This window comes from Streptomyces sp. NRRL B-3229, assembly GCF_000719505.1.
GTDB classification, from domain to species: Bacteria; Actinomycetota; Actinomycetes; order Streptomycetales; family Streptomycetaceae; genus Streptomyces; species Streptomyces griseorubiginosus.
In genome coordinates this window covers 79,317-95,911 of the sequence record NZ_JOGP01000022.1, presented here as the reverse complement: position 1 = coordinate 95,911, position 16,595 = coordinate 79,317, and the positions used below count along the sequence as shown (strand labels likewise).

Below are 16,595 nucleotides of genomic sequence, written 5' to 3'. Positions count from 1 at the left end.
GGGTCAGGAGGAGCGGTGGAGTACAACCTTGCCGACCTGTTCGAGTCGGTCGTCGACGTGGTGCCGGACCGTGAGGCGCTGGCGTACCTCGACATTCCCGGTACGGGCACGGAGCGCCGGTTGACGTACGCGGAGCTGGACGCCGCGGCCAACCGCATCGGTCATCATCTGCTGGACAGCGGGATACGGGCGGGCGAGCATGTGGGGCTGCACCTGTACAACGGGGTGGAGTACGTGCAGACGCTGCTGGGCTGCCTGAAGGCTCGGATCGTCCCGGTCAACGTCAACTACCGTTACGTCGAGGAGGAGTTGGTCTACCTCTACCGGGACGCGGATCTGGTGGGGCTGGTCTTCGACGCGGAGTTCACGGACCGGGTGGCGGCCGCGCAGCCCCATGCCGAGGGCCTGCGGCACCTGGTGCGGGTCGGTACGGCCACGGACCAGGGCGGGCTGTCCGCGATGCCCTTCGCCGAGGCCGAGACCGCAGGATCACCGGAGCGCGGCTTTCCCGCGCGCTCGGCCGACGACCAGTTCATCATCTACACCGGGGGCACGACCGGGATGCCCAAGGGGGTGATGTGGCGTCACGAGGACCTGTTCTTCTCGGGGTTGGGCGGCGGCGCACCCACCGGGGAGCCGGTCGGGCGGCCCGAGGAGCTCGCCGAGCGGGTCGCCGCGGGCGGAGCCGGCATCACCTTCTTCCCGACTCCCCCGCTGATGCACGGAACCTCCACCCTGACCACGCTCATCGGCTTCAACTTCGGCCAACGGGTCGTGCTGCACCGCAAGTTCGTGCCCGAGGAGGTGCTCAGGACCGTCGCGGCGGAGAAGGTCAGCGCCATGTCGCTGGTGGGCGACGCGATGCTGCGGCCCCTCATCGACGCGCTGGAAGGGCCCATGAAGGGCACCGACATGTCGTCCCTGTTCAGCGTGTCCTCGTCGGGCGCGATCATGTCGGACACCGTGAGCCGGCAGTTCCGGGCGCTCGTGCCGAACGCCATGCTGCTCAACAACTTCGGCTCCTCCGAGTCCGGCTTCAACGGCACGGCCACCGAGGACTCGGGTCCCGAGCGCGGCTTCCGCGTCCGGGTCAACGCCCGTACCCAGGTGGTCGACCCCGCGACCCGTGAACCCGTGGCCGTCAGCGAGGTGGGGCGGGTCGCGCAGTGCGGCCATGTGCCGCTCGGCTACTACAACGACCCGCGGAAGACGGCCGAGACCTTCTTCGAGAAGGACGGTGAGCGCTGGGTGCTGCTCGGCGACATGGCCACCGTCGACGAGGAGGGTGTGGTCACCGTCCTCGGGCGGGGCTCGCAGTGCATCAACACGGGCGGCGAGAAGGTGTACCCCGAGGAGGTCGAGCAGGCGCTCAAGGCCCATCCGGACGTCTACGACGCGCTGGTGGCCGGGGTGCCGGACGTGAAGTGGGGACACCATGTGGCCGCCGTGGTGCAACTGCGCGAGGGCGCGGGCGGGATGTCCCTGGACGAGCTCCAGACGCACTGCCGTACCCGGCTCGCGGGCTACAAGGTGCCGCGTCAGCTGGTGATAGCGGACGCCATCCACCGCTCCCCGAGCGGCAAGGCGGACTACCGGTGGGCGCAGAAGGTGGCGGTGGCGGCCGACGGGTGAGGGCCTGATCCCGGGCGTGATCCCGACCCCGCGTGCGATTGAACGGAACGTGACGTGCGACCGTACTGATGGTGGCAGGCTCGGTCACCGGGCCCTGTTCGTCATGCCGTCGCGGCAGGACCGCACGTCACAGCAAGACCGCACGGAAGGACCACCGGGTGTCACTCTTCACTCGCTCTCGCCAACTGCCGGGCACCGCTGGGGGCGAGGCGGACGCGGACAGCGGGGGTGCGACGGGGGAAGAAGTGACGGAAGGGACAGGTGAGGGGACTGCGTCGGCGCAGGATGCGGCCGAGGCCCCTGCCGGGGTGACTGCGTCGGCGCAGGACGCGGCTGAGGCCCCTGCCGGGGACACGGCGTCGGCACCGGACCCGGCCGAGCCCCCCGCCCCGGACGTGACCGACTCCCCCCTCTCCACGGACGTACGCGACTCCCCACGCCCCGGCTGGTTCGGCTGGCGCCGCCGCTACCCCCGTACGGCACGCGGGGTGTCCGTCGGGACGAGCGTGCTGGCCGGGCTGCTGGTCCTGCTCGTGCTGCTGTTCCCCAACCGGCTCGACCACATGAACGTCCGGTCCTTCTTCAGGCTGCCCGTGGAGGCGATCGTCCTCGCGGCCGTGCTGCTCGTGCTGCCGCCGAAGGCGCGCCGGATCGCGGCGGTCTGCTCCGGGGTGTTCCTCGGCCTGTTCAGCCTCCTGAAGTTCATGGACATGGGCTTCTACCAGACCCTGGCCCGGCCGTTCGACCTGGTCTTCGACTGGATCATGCTGGGGAACGCGACGGACTGGCTGAGGGAGTCGTTCGGCCGCACCGGCGAGGTGCTCGCGATCATCGGGGTGATCGTCCTGATGATCGCGGTGCTCGCGCTGTGCACGCTCGCGGTGATACGGCTGTCGAACGTCATGTCCCGGCACCGCCCCGTGGCCGTGCGCACCACGCTCGTCCTGGCGACGGTGTGGGTGACCTGCTTCATGGTCGGCGTGCAGTTCGGCGGGGTCACCTTCGCCACGAAGGGCAACACCGAGTTCCTCGCCAACCGGGTCCAGCACCTGCGCAACGGGCTGGGGGACGCCAAGGTCTTCGAGAAGGAGTCCGCGGTCGACGCCTTCGCGGCCACTCCTCCCGACCAGCTGCTGAACGGGCTGCGCGGCAAGGACGTCATGTTCACCTTCATCGAGAGCTACGGCCGGGTGGCCATCGACGACCCGGCGATGGCACCGGAGATGGACGCGACGCTGAAGAAGGGCGACGAGACGCTCAAGTCGGCCGGGTTCGCGTCCCGCAGCGGCTGGCTGAGGTCCCCCGTGACGGGCGCCGGCAGCTGGATGGCGCACTCGACGTTCCTGTCCGGCCTGTGGGTCAAGAACCAGCAGCGGTACCTGAACCTCACCTCCAGCAAGCGGGCGACCCTCACCAGCTACTTCCAGAAGACCGGTGACTGGCGCACGGTGGGCATCGTGCCGGGTGTGCGCAAGTCCTGGCCCGAGGGCAAGTACTTCGGCCTCGACCACATCTACGACTCCAAGCACCTCGGCTACAAGGGCCCCTACTTCAGCTGGACGCCGGTGCCGGACCAGTTCAGCCTGGAGGCCTTCCAGAAGCTGGAGCACGGCAAGAAGAACCGGGACCCGATCATGGCGGAGATCATCCTGGCCTCCAGCCACAACCCCTGGTCGCCGATCGCCCACACCATCGACTGGAACGACCTCGGCGACGGGACGATCTTCGAGCAGATCAAGAAGGAGGGCACCAACCCGACCGAGGTCTGGAAGAGCCAGGAGCGGGTGCGCACCGAGTACCGCAAGGCCATCCAGTACTCCGTGGACAGCCTGACCCAGTGGATGCAGCGTTACGGCGACGAGCGGACGGTCCTCGTCTTCCTCGGCGACCACCAGCCCGTGCCGACCGTCACCAAGGGCTCCACCAACTGGGACGTGCCGATCACGATCGTCGCCAAGGACCCGAAGATCCTGGACCGGGTGGCCGACTGGCACTGGACCGACGGCCTCAAGCCCGCGGACAACGCCCCGGTCTGGGCCATGGACAAGTTCCGGGACCGCTTCATGACGGCGTTCGCGAAGTGATGGCGAGCGGGAAATGACGGCGAGCGCGTCGCGGAAGGACGTGCGTCCTCCCCAAGGGCCTCCCGACAGCCCTCCGTCAGCCCGCGAACCGGTCCCGCAGCTCCCGCTTGAGGATCTTCCCGCTCGCGTTCCGCGGGAGCTCGTCCACGAAGAGGACCCGCTTGGGTGCCTTGAAGTGGGACAGCTTCTCGCGGGCGTGGGTGAGGAGTTCGGCCTCGGTGACCTCGCCGCGCGGGACGACGACCGCCGTGACGGCCTCGATCCAGCGCTCGTCGGGCAGGCCGATCACGGCGACCTCCGCGACGGCGTCATGGGTGTAGAGCGCGTCCTCGACCTGGCGTGAAGCGACCAGCACACCACCGGAGTTGATGACGTCCTTCACCCGGTCGACGATCGTGAAGTAGCCGTGCGCGTCCCGCACCGCGAGGTCTCCGGAGCGGAACCAGCCGTCCCGGAAGGCCGCTTCGGTCTCCTCGGGCTTGTCCCAGTACCCCTCGCACAGCTGCGGCGACTTGTAGACGATCTCCCCCGGCGTGCCGTCGGGCACGTCCTTGCCGTCCTCGTCGACGACCCGCGCGTCGACGAAGAGGACCGTTCGGCCACAGGAGTCCATCCGCCCCTTGTGCTCGTCGGGCGCCAGCACGGTCGCCAGCGGGCCGATCTCGCTCTGGCCGAAGCAGTTGTAGAACGCCAGCTTCGGCAGGCGCTCCCGCAGCCGTTCCAGAACCGGCACCGGCATGATCGAGGCGCCGTAGTACGCCTTGCGCAGCCCGCTGAGGTCGCGGGTGTCGAAGTCGGGGCGGTTGGCCAGGCCGATCCACACCGTCGGCGGGGCGAACAGACTGTCCGCGCGGCCCTGTTCGATCAGCTCGAAGAGACGGTCGCCGTCCGGCGCGTCCAGGATGACGTTCGTCGCGCCGACCGCGAGGTACGGCAGCAGGAAGACGTGCATCTGGGCCGAGTGGTACAGCGGCAGCGAGTGCACGGGCCGGTCCCCCGCGCTCAGGTCGCAGGCGGTGATCGCGCTCAGGTACTCGTGCACCAGCGCGCGGTGGGTCATCATCGCGCCCTTCGGCAGGGCCGTCGTCCCGGAGGTGTACAGCAGCTGGACGAGGTCCTCGCTGCGGGGTTCGGGCCCGTCGTACGGCGCGCTCGCGTCGAGGCGTGCGAGCAGGGAGCTCTCGGCGTCCCGCAGCGGCAGGGTGCGCACTCCGGTCGGGAGCCTGTCCATGAGGTCGGGATCGGCCAGGACGAGCGTGCTGCCCGACTGGCCGAGCAGGTACGCGAGATCGTCCCCGGTGAGGTTCTGGTTGACCGGCACATGCACCAGCCCGGCCCGGGCGCAGGCCAGGAAGGCGATGAGATAGGCGTCGGAGTTGTGGCCGTAGGCGCCGACCCGGTCGCCGCGCGAGAGGCCCTCACCCAGCAGGACACTCGCCGCGCGCGAGACCGCGTCGTCGAGTTCCTCGTAGGTCCACGAGCGCTCGCCGTACTCCACCGCGACGCGCGCCGGGGTGCGCCTGGCGCTGCGCCGCAGCACCCCGTCAACCGTACTTCCCTGTCCAGGCGTCATACGGGACAACCTACCGGTTGGTACGCTCAACCGCTCCTTCCCTCAATGACGTTGGGAGGCACGATGCGCACCCGCCCCAGACGCACGGTCGTCGCGGCCGTGGCCCTGTTCGCCGCCGTCGGCACACTGCCGGCCGCAGCCGCGCAGGACCAGTACCAGGAACAGCGCCATCCGTCCCACGGCGGTCTGTCCGCCACCATCCGCTACACCGAGTACGGCATCCCGCACATCCTCGCCAGGAACTACGCAGACCTGGGCTTCGGCACCGGATGGGCGCAGGCCGCCGACCAGGTGTGTGCCCTCGCCGACGGGTTCGTGACCGTACGCGGCGAGCGCTCGCGGTACTTCGGGGCCGACGCGGCCGCCGACTCCGCACTCTCGTCCGCCACGAAGAACCTCTCCAGCGACCTGTACTTCCGCGGGGTGCGGGAGGCGGGCACGGTGGAGAAGCTGATGGCCCAGCCCGCGCCGCTCGGTCCCGGCCGTGAGGTGAAGGAGCTGATGCGGGGCTTCGCCGCGGGCTACAACACCTGGCTGGAGAAGAACCGGATCACGGACCCGACGTGCCGGGGTGCCGCATGGGTGCGTCCCGTGTCGGTCCAGGACGTGGCCGCCCGCAACTTCGCGCTCGCCGTGCTCGGCGGCCAGGGGCGGGCCGTGGACGGCATCACGGCCGCCCAGCCACCCGCGTCCACCACCCCGCCGGCCGGCACCACGTCCACCGGCACCTCGTCGGCCGGCGCCACCGGTACCCCGTCGGCCGGCACCTCGTCCACCGGTACGCCGTCGGGGGCCACCCCGGACGCCCAGGACGCCGCCCGGGCCGCCCGTGAGCTGTTCGCCGCCGACTCCGCGGACATGGGCTCCAACGCAGTCGCGTTCGGCGGGTCCACGACGGCGAACGGCCGCGGGCTGCTGTTGGGCAACCCGCACTACCCCTGGCAGGGCGGCCGCCGCTTCTGGCAGTCGCAGCAGACCATCCCGGGCGACCTGAACGTCTCCGGCGGCTCGTTGCTCGGTTCGGCGACGGTCTCCATAGGTCACAACGCCCAGGTGGCCTGGAGCCACACCGTGGCCACCGGCGTCCCGCTCAACCTGCACCAGCTGACCCTGGACCCGGCGGACCCCACCGTGTACCTGGTGGACGGCAGGCCGGAGCGGATGACCGAACGCAGGGTGACCGTCGCCGTCAAGGACGGTGCACCGGTGACGAGGACCCAGTGGTGGACGCGGTACGGCCCGGTCGTCACCTCGCTCGGCGCCGCGCTCCCGCTCCCGTGGACGGCCACGACCGCCTATGCCCTGAACGACCCCAACGCCACCAACCTGCGCGCCTCCGACACCGCCCTCGGTTTCAGCAAGGCCCGCGGCACGGCCGACGTGCTCGACGCGCTGAAGCGCACACAGGGCCTGCCGTGGGTCAACACGATCGCCGCGGACTCGCGGGGCCACACGCTGTTCACGCAGTCCCAGGTGCTCCCCCGGATCACCGACGAGCTGGCCCAGCGCTGCTCCACTCCTCTGGGCAGGGTCACCTACCCGGCCTCCGGGGTGGCGATCCTCGACGGCTCCCGCGGCGACTGCGCCCTGGGCAGCGATCCGGACGCCGTACAGCCTGGGATCTTCGGGCCCGCGAAGATGCCGGTCCTCAAGGACGCGCCGTACGCGGAGAACTCCAACGACAGCGCCTGGCTGGCCAACGTGCAGCGTCCGATCACCGGGTACGAGCGGGTCTTCGGCACCATCGGCACCCAGCGCTCGATGCGTACCCGAGGGGCGTTGCGGGACGTGGCCGCGATGGCCGCGCGCGGTCAGTTGACCGTACGGGACCTCCAGGCACAGCAGTTCGCCAACCGGGTGACCGCGGGCGACCTCGTCGCGGCGGACGCGGCGAAGGCGTGTGCGGCACTGCCGGGCGGGACGGCAACCGGCAGTGACGGCAAGGCCGTTGACGTCGGTGCGGCCTGCGGGGTGCTCGCGGCCTGGGACCGCACCGCGGACACCGGCAGCCGGGGCGCGCTCCTCTTCGACCGGCTGTGGCGGAGGCTGCCGGTGTCCCAGTTGTGGAAGGTGCCGTTCTCGGCGGCCGACCCGGTGGGCACGCCGAGCACGCTCAACACGGACGCTCCGGCCTTCGCGGCAGCGCTCGCGGACACCGTCACCGAGCTGAGGGCGGCCGGCATACCGCTCGACTCCCGGCTCAGCGAGCACCAGTTCGTCGTGCGGAACGGGAAGCGGATCGCCGTGCCGGGCGGGACCGAGTCGCTGGGCGTGTGGAACAAGGTCGAGCCGGTCTGGGACCCGGCGAACGGCGGGTACACCGAGGTGACGACCGGGTCCAGCTACATCCAGGCGGTCGGCTGGAACGGCAGCCGCTGCCCGGTGGCACGGACGCTGCTGACGTACTCCCAGTCCTCGAACCCGGACTCGCCGCACTTCAGCGATCAGACACGGCTGTTCTCGGCGGAGCGCTGGGTGACGTCCCGGTTCTGCGAGAAGGACATCCTGTCGTCGCCGGCGCTGCGGGTCGTCCGGGTCCGCTCCTGAGGCCCTGAGGCTCACACCGGCCGGGAGCGCCCCTCCCAGTACGGGTCCCGCAGGCGTCGTTTGTACAGCTTGCCGTTGGGGTCGCGGGGCATCTCGGTGATGAAGTCGACGCTCTTCGGGCACTTGTAGCCCGCGAGCCGTTCGGCGCAGTGGGCGAGGAGGTCGGCGGCCAGGTCCGGCCCGGGGGTGTGCCCCGGGGCCGGTTCCACCACGGCCTTGACCTCCTCGCCCCAGTCGTCGTGCGGGATGCCGAAGGCGGCGGCGTCGGCGACGGCGGGGTGCTGAAGGAGCACGGACTCGATCTCGGCGGGGTAGATGTTGACCCCGCCGGAGATGATCATGTCGATCTTGCGGTCGCGGAGGAAGAGGTAGCCGTCCTCATCGAGGTAGCCCAGGTCGCCGACGGTGAAGAAGTCGCCGATGCGGTTCTTCCGCGTCTTGGCCTCGTCCTTGTGGTAGGCGAAGCCGCCGGTGTTCATCTTCAGGTACACGGTGCCGAGTTCACCGGGCGGCAGCCGGTTGCCGTCGTCGTCGAAGATCGCGAGTTCGCTGATGGGCCAGGCCTTGCCGACCGTCCCGGGCTTCTTCAGCCAGTCCTCGGCAGTTGCGAAGGCTCCACCGCCCTCGCTGGCCGCGTAGTACTCCTCCACGCAGGGCCCCCACCAGTCGAGCATCGCCCGTTTCACGTGGTCGGGGCAGGGGGCGGCACCATGGATGGCGTGCCGCATGGACGACACGTCGTAGCGCGCCCGGACCTCGGCGGGGAGGGCGAGCAGGCGGTGGAACTGGGTCGGGACCATGTGGGTGTGAGTGCACCGGTGGGCGTCGATCAGCCGGAGCATCTCCTCCGGGGTCCACTTGTCCATCAGCACCAGCGGGTGGCCGATGTGCAGGGACGCGGCCGCGAACTGGAGGACGGCCGTGTGGTAGAGCGGTGAGCAGACGAGGTGGACGTTGTCGTCGAAGGGCCGGATGCCGAAGATGCCGAGGAAGCCGCCCAGGTACGCCTCTTCCGGGGTCTTGCCGGGCAGGGGCCTGCGGATGCCTCGGGGGCGGCCCGTCGTGCCCGAGGTGTAGTTCATGACCCAGCCGAGCTCGCGGTCTGCGGGCGGCGACTCCGGCTGCCCGGCGAGGAGTTCGGCGTACGGCCGGAAGCCCTCGACCTCGCCGACGGCGTACCGGTGGGTCGCCGGAAGGCCCGCCTCGTCGGCCGCGTGCCGTGCCGCGTCGGCGAAGCGCTCGTGGGCGAGGAGCACCTTGGCGCCCGAGTCGGCGACGATCCAGGCGATCTCGGGGGCGACGAAGTGGTGGTTGATCGGCACCAGGTAGAAGCCGGCCTGGCTGGCGGCGAGATGGGCGGTGAAGAACTCCGCGCTGTTGGGCAGGACCACGGCGAAGGCGTCGCCGCGTTCGAGCCCGGCGGCGCGCAGGCCGTGCACGAACTGGTTGGCGGCGGCGTGCAGACGGCCCGCGGTCCAGGACCAACCGTCGGGGGCGATGAGGACCGTGCGCCGGGGATCCTGGGCGGCCTGGGCCCAGAAGCCCGCGGGGGGTGTGCTCGTCACTGGCCGCTCCTTCCGGCGATGCGGTTGATGCGATCGACGGCTTCCTCGAAGCCGCGGGTGAGGTCGTCGAAGACGGCCTGGACACTGCGTTCGCTGGTCATCCGGCCCACGATCTGCCCGACGGGCGTCCCGAGCAGGGGCTCGACCTCGTACTTCTGGATCCGTGAGACGGCGTCCGCGACCAGCAGCCCCTGGAGGGGCATGGGGAGGGTGCCGGGTCCGTCGGCGGAGTCCCAGGCGTCGGTCCATTCCGTACGGAGCTGACGTGCGGGTTTCCCGGTCAGGGCGCGGGAGCGGACGGTGTCGCCCGAGCCGGCCGCGAGGAGCTTCTCGATCAGCTTGGGTGAGGGCAGTTCGGCCTCTGTGGTGGTCAGCCACAGGGAGCCCAGCCACACACCCTGGGCTCCCAGGGCCAGTGCGGCGGCCACCTGTTGTCCGCTGCCGATGCCGCCGGCCGCGAGCACGGGCAGTGGGGCCACGGCGTCGACGACCTCGGGGGTGAGCACCATGGAGGCGATGTCCCCGGTGTGGCCGCCGGCCTCGTAGCCCTGCGCGACCACGATGTCGATGCCGCCCTCCTTGTGCTTGAGGGCGTGCCGGGCGCTGCCCGCGAGGGCGGCGACCAGGACGTTCCGCTCGTGGGCGCGGGCCACCACGTCGGCGGGCGGGGAGCCCAGGGCGTTGGCCAGCAACCGGATCGGGTAGTCGAAGGCCACGTCCAGCTGATTGCGGGCGACCTGCTCCATCCAGCCCGTGATGCGCCACCCGGACACCTCGCCCTCGGCGAGTTCGGGGACGCCGTACCTGGCGAGGGTGTCCCTGACGAACTGCCGGTGGCCCTCGGGGATCATCGCCTCGACGTCGGCCTCGGTCACGCCCTCGACCTTCTTGGCGGGCATGACGACGTCCAGGCCGTAGGGCTTGCCGTCGACGTGGGCCTCGATCCAGTCGAGGTCGCGTTTGAGTTCGTCGGGTGCCGTGTAGCGGACCGCGCCGAGCACCCCGAAGCCGCCGGCCCGGCTGATGGCCGCGGCGACGGCGGGGAACGGCGTGAAGCCGAAGACGGCGTGCTCGACTCCCAGTGTCTTGCTCAGCTCCGTCTGCATGGGCGCAGGATGCCGCAGTCCTCCGGACGACGGAAGAGGTTTTCTGATGCTCCGTCAGATTCAGTTCGCGACGCGACGGACCAACCCGCGTCAGCTCGCCCGCAGAACCCTCTCCGGCGAGGCGCATCCGGCCGACGGGGCGCGGATCGAGGTGAACGGGTGGACCACCGCCACGGATTGAACATCCGGTGGGGTCCGGCCGCCAGACCGAGAAGTACGCCGTGGCTGCCCCCAGGAACGCGTTCGAGGCACGGCGCCGGCCAACTTCGCGATGAGAGCGCCCGTTTGATTTAGCGTGTTTTGGCCTTACTCATCGCATGATTCCGTCTTCATCATTACCTATTCGGATTCATCCGTTCTGCTCTACGCTTGGTGCCGGGAACGAGCGGGGTGGGGGCGCCATGGGGGGATCAGGGCTTCCGGACATACCCGGAGCGGGCCGTGCACCGGCCCGTCGAGCCGCGGAAGTGCAGCAGTGGAACGCAGGCTTGCAGGGTCGACTGCACAGTCCGGGAGATCTTCCGGTCGCTTCCGGCCCGGACAGGCAGGAATGCTGGGACATGTTGGGCGCGGCCTTGCGTGTGCGACTCAGCGAGAAGGCCGGGAGTGTGCTCGAGTGGTGGGCGTCACAGGACAGTGCCGGCGGTGTCAGCGCGGTGGTCCTGGGAACGTCCGGACTGTGTGTGACGGACCCGATCACGAAGCCGGACGGTACCCGGGCGCACCGGCTTCAGACGATCCGGCTCGCCCCAGGCTCGTTCGCTCACCAGTCCTTCACCGGTGCACCCGCCGTGGGCGGGACATGCGTCCGGGTCGGCGGCACCACGGGCGCCCGCCAGGGACCCGGGCCACTGGCGGCTCAGCCGCCCGAACTCGTACTGCCGCAAGGCGCACGTGACCTGCTGGGGAATCTGCCCGAGGGCGCTCAGCGCTTCCTCCAGAACCCGTTCCTCGGAGACGACCGAAGGGTGTACGCCCACTGGTACTACGAGGAGCGGGTGGAACTGGCTCACTCCGACATGTGGGTGTGGTGCTGTTTCACCGCGGACCGCACGGTGACAGTCGCCGCGGGGCACCGGCGGCTCGCGCGGGGCATGCATCCCCATTGCGCCGTCTGGACCGTGCTGTGCCGACGGGCTGCCGTCCTCCGGGCCGGGTAGCGGGGTGGTCGGTATGCGGAGGCGGACCTTCAGCGAACTTTCGGGCCAGGACCCGTACGAGATCCTCGGGGTACCTCACGACGCGACGCCGGAGCAGATCGGGCGCTCCCGTCGCGAGGCCCTCAAGACCTGTCATCCGGATCTTCACCACGGCGACGTGGAGCGCGCCGCACTGATCAATGCCGCCCACGACGTCCTCAAGGACCCGGCCGACCGCGCGGAGTACGACCGCTGGGTCCGTGAGCAGCAGGCGCCGCCGGAACCCGAGCCGCGCGTCGAGGACCGGGCTGCGTGGGAGGAGGAGACGGTCGAGGACGTGGCCTCCCACCCGGGCTCCGGTCCAGCCCCGGGACCGGGCCCGGCGGGCTGGCACGGCGGTGCCTGGCAGAACGTCCCGCACGGCCCGGGAGCGGAAAGGTGGCTGCCGTTTTCCGCGCCGACCGGTCCACAGCACGTATGGCACAACTTCATGCCTGTCTCGCCGGCCCGGCCGCCGTCCGCGTTCATCCCGGCCTGCGTCGTCGCCATGCTGACCTTTCTCCCCTTCGGCATCGCCGCGTTGATGGCCTCGTCGCAGGTACGGACCCGATGGGCCAGGGGTGACGTCGCGGGCGCCCAGGCCGCTTCCCGCCAGGCGTTGCGGAGGTGCGCGTACGCCTACGCAGTGGCCCTCCTGTACGTCGTGGTCCTGTGGGCGGCCACGAAGAGCAGTACGCCATGAGTACCTTCGAAGCGCTGGCCGTGACCGTCGTGGCACTGCTGCCGGGAGCCCTCTACGTCTTCGCGGCAGAGCGCCAGACGGGCATCGTGCGATCCGGCCTGGCCGATCGCACCCTGCGCCTGACTGCGGTCTCCGCTCTGTGTCACTGGGCACTCGCCCCGCTCACCTGCTGGATCGTCGCGGACGTCTGGCGCACGGGACGTCTGAGCCGGCATGCCGTCCCCTGGAGCCTCTGGTGGCTCCCCGCTCCCTACCTGCTGCTGCCGTTTCTGCTGGGCACGGCGGTCGGTGTCGGGTTCCGGCACAGGCACCGCTGGGCCCTTGTCCTGTACGGGCACACCCCCGAGCCGAGGGCATGGGACGCGTTCTTCAGTCACGCTCCGAGCGCCTGGCTGAGAATCAGGCTCAAGGACTCTGCCGCCGGAAACCACGGATGGATCATCGGAGTGTACGGCCGTGACCGGGACGGGCGGCTGGACTCCCGCGCCTCGGGCTATCCCGAAGCCCAGGATCTCTATCTGGCCGACACCGTGGAAAGCGACGATCAAGGCCGGTTCGTGCTGGGGCCCGACGGCCGTCCGAAGCTACGGCACACCGGCCTGCTGGTGTCGTGGCAGGAAATCAGTCATATCGAAGTCATCAGGGGGTAGTCCATGCCGGACCGCGAGAACGACACGGAGCACGGCGACGCGACCGATCCCACCGAGTCGGTGGCGACCGGCGAGGGCCGCGGGTACGGCAGGTCCCCGCACACCGCCGACCAATTGCCCCTCCCACCCGCCTGGGCGATCGCTCCGGCGCCGCCCGAGCCGTCGGCGGAGCCGGGCGGCCCGGACACCCAGCCACAGATCACCGCCGACGACGACTCGTGACAGACCATCAGGCTCCTGTGTGGACGAAGGCTCCCCAGTCCCAGGGATTCGCCATGACCGGGCCGCCGCGGCCTCGCAGGAGCGCCCGTTGCGCGCCCGTGAGTGCCGCTGCCAGGTCCTGACCCGCGTCCCAGCGCTCGTACAACTGCTTCAGCAACGGGCCCGTGATGTTGTCGAACACCGTCCACTGAGTGGAGAGGACGGATCCGAAACCCGCCTGGAGAAGTGCGGTGGGCAGGCCGATCGCCTCATCCGGCAGTTCCGTCCCGACCCGGGCGGTGGAACAGGCGCACAGCAGGGCGGTACGGGCCCGTCCGGGTCCTCGCGCCAGGAGGTCCCGGACGGACAGCCGACCGCCCGCGCATCCGAGGCCGCTCTCCAGAGGCGTGTCCGGCAGCGACTGCGCGTGTCCCGCGAAGTGCAGTACGTCGCACTCGTCCAGGGCGCGCAGCAGCCTTTCGGGAGTGGCCTCCTCGCCGGAGAGCAACCAGGGGCGGACACGGGTCAGCTTCCGTACGGCGTCGAGCTCTACGCGAGCGTCGGGCCGGCCGACGGGACCGTCCGACAGTGGGGGTTCGGTGGCCAGGAGGAGAGCGGGGGCGGATGCAGCCGCCTGTCGTGCGGCCGTCAACACACCCACGCTGGGCGCGTAAGACAGCACCGTCTCCTCCATGAGGAACCACCAGTCGTCGACACGCGGCGCGGCACACACGCCCGCGGCGTGCAGCGGAAGCATGCCCAGTAGCCCACCGGGCAGAAGAACCGCACACCCACAGCCGCGCAGTTCGGCGGCGACGGGCCTCATGGCGCAGTGCCACAGCTGCTCCACCAGACGGCGGGCCAGCCTGCCGCTGGTCTCGCCGGTGCGGGGGGACCGCTCTCCCGGTCGCAGGGTGTCCGCCTCCCCGAGCAGCACCAGCAGATTCCGAACCGTCTGCCGATCGAGGTCCGGCAGGTCCACCCCGATCGGGGCATCATGGGCCTGCGCCCCGGCGGGCACGATGAGGGCAGCACCGCCGTCGGCCGCGGCCACGAGGAAGACCAGTGCGGTCGAGTCCGCCGCCGAGCACACATCCTGCCAGGCCGCCGGCAGCGACCGCGCGATACCGTCACGGCGGCGCAACCGCTCGGCCAGGAAGGCGTACTCCCGGTGCGTGGATTCCGCCCGGGCCGGATCCCCGGTCGGCGCCGAAGACATCGCGGCCCGACGCTGCCTGTCCAGCTCTCCGGCGAGCTGTGCAAGACGCAGCGCGTCCGTGTCGTCCTCGCCGGGCGTACTGCCGAGAGGGGTCAGCGCCTCCGAGAGCAGCACGGCACGCGCGCTCTCCAGGACCACCACCGCGTCGGCGCGGTCATCGGGATCGGCGGACAGGGCCAGTTCCCGTACACAGTCGGCCGAGACGTCGGCGGCCTGAGCGAGTACCTGTTCCTTCTGACTCCGGTCCCGTTGCAGTCGGGTCAGCGCGGGCAGCACGCGAAAGGCCTCGCCGTATCTGCGCGCCGAGTCCCGGCGCCTGCCTCGGTGCCGCAACCAGCCCGCGTGCTGGGTCGCCGCGTCCCAGGACGCGCGCAGGTTGCCCTGGAGCCCGGCCCTGTATGCCTCCTCATAAGCGCGGGCCGCAGCGGTCGCCGCGGCAGAATCCCTGCGATCGGACTCAGCCCGCAGCATTCGGGCTGACGCAAGGGTCTGGAGAAGCCCCGCGCGTACCAGGGGGTCCGCTGTCTCCGGCCGGTCCAGGACCTCGGTGACCAACTGCTCCGCACGGAGAAGGTCCTCGGGGCCGCCACGGGCGATGAGCGCGTTGGCGAGCAGACTGCGGGAGCCCCACCAGGTCAGGACTGAACCGGCGTCGGCGGTCGGGGGAGGCAAGCCCTCCAGCAGGCGGAGGGCTTCGTCGATGTCGGCACCTCTGCGTTGTTCCACCGGGGTGTCCTGCCACCGGTAGGTGAGAAGGTGCGCGCGGACGCCGGCCCACTCGGGCGGCAGAGGACGCGTCGCTCCGGGGTCCCGCCGACGCCCCGCCACCTGCTCGGTGAGTGCGATCGCCTCGGTCAGGTCGGCACGGACTTCGGCCCACCGCAACTGCTGTTCCCGTCCGGGCAGGAGCATGACCTCGCGGTCCTGGTTGTAACGCATCCCGAGGATGCCGGCCAGATGGCAGCGCACCTGGTCGAGGTGGTCCGCCACCGCGGCCCGCCCGGCGGGAGGCAAGTCCTGCGCGGCGTTGAGGCAGGAACGGAAGGCTGCGACAGCCTCGTCCAGAAGTGCTCGGTCGCTGCCACCGAAAGCGATGAATCGGGCAGTGCCCAGGTACTCCCACACCCACAGACGACGCAGGGGTCCCGGCTCGATGTCCAGCACCCCTTGGGAGAACACCTGTTGCCTCAGGCCATGTCCTACGGAAGCGGCTGTCCCGGCCGTCGCCAGCCGGGACAGGATCCAGCGGCGCAAGGCGACTGCGGCATCGACCGGCCGGTCGGTCGGCGGGCTCTCCAACTCGTCGTGCAACCAGATGGCCTCCTCCAGCAGGTCCGGTCCCGCCGGATCCGTCACGGCCAGTACTTCCCGGGCCCTGGCCAGCAGGGCGTTCCGATCCCTGTCGATTCCCTGCCGCTCAGCCACCCCAGCCGCCGGGGCCGATCGCGGGCGGGGGCTGGGGGTGCACGATCTGGCCGTGGGCCAGCCAGCGATAGAGGGTGAAGTGGTACGGAGCGGGCCACACGCGCAGAGCCACCGGGGAACTGCTCCCCAGGGTGAGATACACGCAGGTCGCGTCACAGGTGGACATACGGATGTCCTCGAACCAGATATCGATCCACTGTTGCCGGCCCTGGACCGCGAAACGGTGATTCGTCAGGTACATCCGTCCGGCTTCGACGGGACGATATCGGGCGGCCGCTTCCTGCATAGCGCGCTGTTTCCGGGCGTGGTTTCCTATTGCGCTCCCCATGGTCATGGCGAGACCGACGAAACCGAATCCGAAAGACGTCGTGTGAAGGTAGGTGCCGTCCCCCTCCAGGTACTGAAGCACCTGGGTGTCCTCCTGAGCGAAGCAGCCCTCTCCCGCCGGCAGATGCACCGGAACCTGTATGGCCGCGGGGCGCCACCCTGACGTGAGTCCCTGCGCCAACCGGTCCGCCGCAGCCATGGCGGTGTGCGCCTGCTCCGCCGACTGCTGCCACATCCAGTCGTTCATACTTCCCCCCAATCCATCTCACACTACACCCGGAATGCGATATTCAACGGAAAAGGGATTGAAATCGCAAAGGTGTACGGAATAGGGCCTACAATTCCGCGCCGGAGACGGTCGATGTGCCGCAAAGGGCCCCCGTCG

At 70.3% G+C, this 16,595-nt stretch carries 13 protein-coding genes; 8 read left to right on the top strand and 5 right to left on the bottom strand.

Translation table 11 applies throughout. From position 1 onward, the window contains the following. Window positions 1–15 precede the first annotated feature (15 nt). Window positions 16–1,632, top strand: a complete 1,617-nt coding sequence (locus IF54_RS0130635; protein WP_030324643.1) for an acyl-CoA synthetase — start codon at window positions 16–18, stop codon at window positions 1,630–1,632. A gap of 158 nt (window positions 1,633–1,790) precedes the next feature. After that, window positions 1,791–3,716, top strand: a complete 1,926-nt coding sequence (locus tag IF54_RS0130630) for a sulfatase (protein WP_420790678.1) — start codon at window positions 1,791–1,793, stop codon at window positions 3,714–3,716. Window positions 3,717–3,792: 76 nt separating this feature from the next. Here the strand turns inward: IF54_RS0130630 and IF54_RS0130625 are convergent, their stop codons facing one another. Further along, entirely contained in the window at window positions 3,793–5,289 is a 1,497-nt protein-coding gene (locus IF54_RS0130625) for an acyl-CoA synthetase (protein WP_030324638.1), read from the bottom strand. Window positions 5,290–5,352: 63 nt separating this feature from the next. On the opposite strand from IF54_RS0130625, the gene IF54_RS0130620 reads away from it, so the two are divergent. Then, entirely contained in the window at window positions 5,353–7,836 is a 2,484-nt protein-coding gene (locus IF54_RS0130620; RefSeq protein ID WP_030324635.1) for a penicillin acylase family protein, read from the top strand. 11 nt (window positions 7,837–7,847) lie between these two features. Here IF54_RS0130620 and IF54_RS0130615 read toward each other — a convergent pair whose 3' ends face one another. Next, complete coding sequence (locus IF54_RS0130615) at window positions 7,848–9,401, bottom strand: acyl-CoA synthetase (RefSeq protein WP_030324632.1); 1,554 nt, start codon at window positions 9,399–9,401, stop codon at window positions 7,848–7,850. Continuing rightward, window positions 9,398–10,507 carry a nitronate monooxygenase gene (locus IF54_RS0130610; RefSeq protein WP_030324630.1) on the bottom strand — a complete coding sequence of 370 codons (1,110 nt, stop codon included), beginning with the start codon at window positions 10,505–10,507 and terminating at the stop codon, window positions 9,398–9,400. The genes IF54_RS0130615 and IF54_RS0130610 overlap by 4 nt, the downstream gene beginning before the upstream one ends. A gap of 46 nt (window positions 10,508–10,553) precedes the next feature. Here IF54_RS0130610 and IF54_RS44005 point away from each other — a divergent pair, with 46 nt between their 5' ends. The 5 genes from IF54_RS44005 to IF54_RS0130585 all read left to right on the top strand — a co-directional run bounded on the left by IF54_RS44005 (window position 10,554) and on the right by IF54_RS0130585 (window position 13,260). Beyond that, window positions 10,554–10,688: a hypothetical protein gene (locus tag IF54_RS44005; RefSeq protein WP_267884984.1), complete on the top strand. Its 135-nt coding sequence runs from the start codon at window positions 10,554–10,556 to the stop codon at window positions 10,686–10,688. Window positions 10,689–11,190: 502 nt separating this feature from the next. Then, window positions 11,191–11,667: a hypothetical protein gene (locus tag IF54_RS0130600; protein ID WP_159002235.1), complete on the top strand. Its 477-nt coding sequence runs from the start codon at window positions 11,191–11,193 to the stop codon at window positions 11,665–11,667. 13 nt (window positions 11,668–11,680) lie between these two features. Further along, complete coding sequence (locus tag IF54_RS0130595) at window positions 11,681–12,388, top strand: CD225/dispanin family protein (protein ID WP_030324625.1); 708 nt, start codon at window positions 11,681–11,683, stop codon at window positions 12,386–12,388. Next, on the top strand, window positions 12,385–13,038 hold the full coding sequence (locus tag IF54_RS0130590; protein ID WP_030324623.1) for a DUF6338 family protein: 654 nt from the start codon (window positions 12,385–12,387) through the stop codon (window positions 13,036–13,038). Before IF54_RS0130595 ends, IF54_RS0130590 begins: the two co-directional genes overlap by 4 nt. A gap of 3 nt (window positions 13,039–13,041) precedes the next feature. Further along, window positions 13,042–13,260 (top strand): hypothetical protein, encoded by a 219-nt coding sequence (locus tag IF54_RS0130585; RefSeq protein ID WP_030324621.1) that lies wholly within the window; start codon window positions 13,042–13,044, stop codon window positions 13,258–13,260. A 7-nt stretch (window positions 13,261–13,267) separates the two neighbouring features. Here IF54_RS0130585 and IF54_RS0130580 read toward each other — a convergent pair whose 3' ends face one another. After that, a complete protein-coding gene (locus IF54_RS0130580; RefSeq protein ID WP_030324619.1) occupies window positions 13,268–15,814 on the bottom strand; it encodes a CHAT domain-containing protein in 2,547 nt (848 codons plus the stop codon). A 61-nt stretch (window positions 15,815–15,875) separates the two neighbouring features. Beyond that, window positions 15,876–16,457, bottom strand: coding sequence for a hypothetical protein (locus tag IF54_RS0130575; RefSeq protein ID WP_030324618.1), 582 nt, complete (start codon window positions 16,455–16,457; stop codon window positions 15,876–15,878). Window positions 16,458–16,595: the final 138 nt, after the last annotated feature.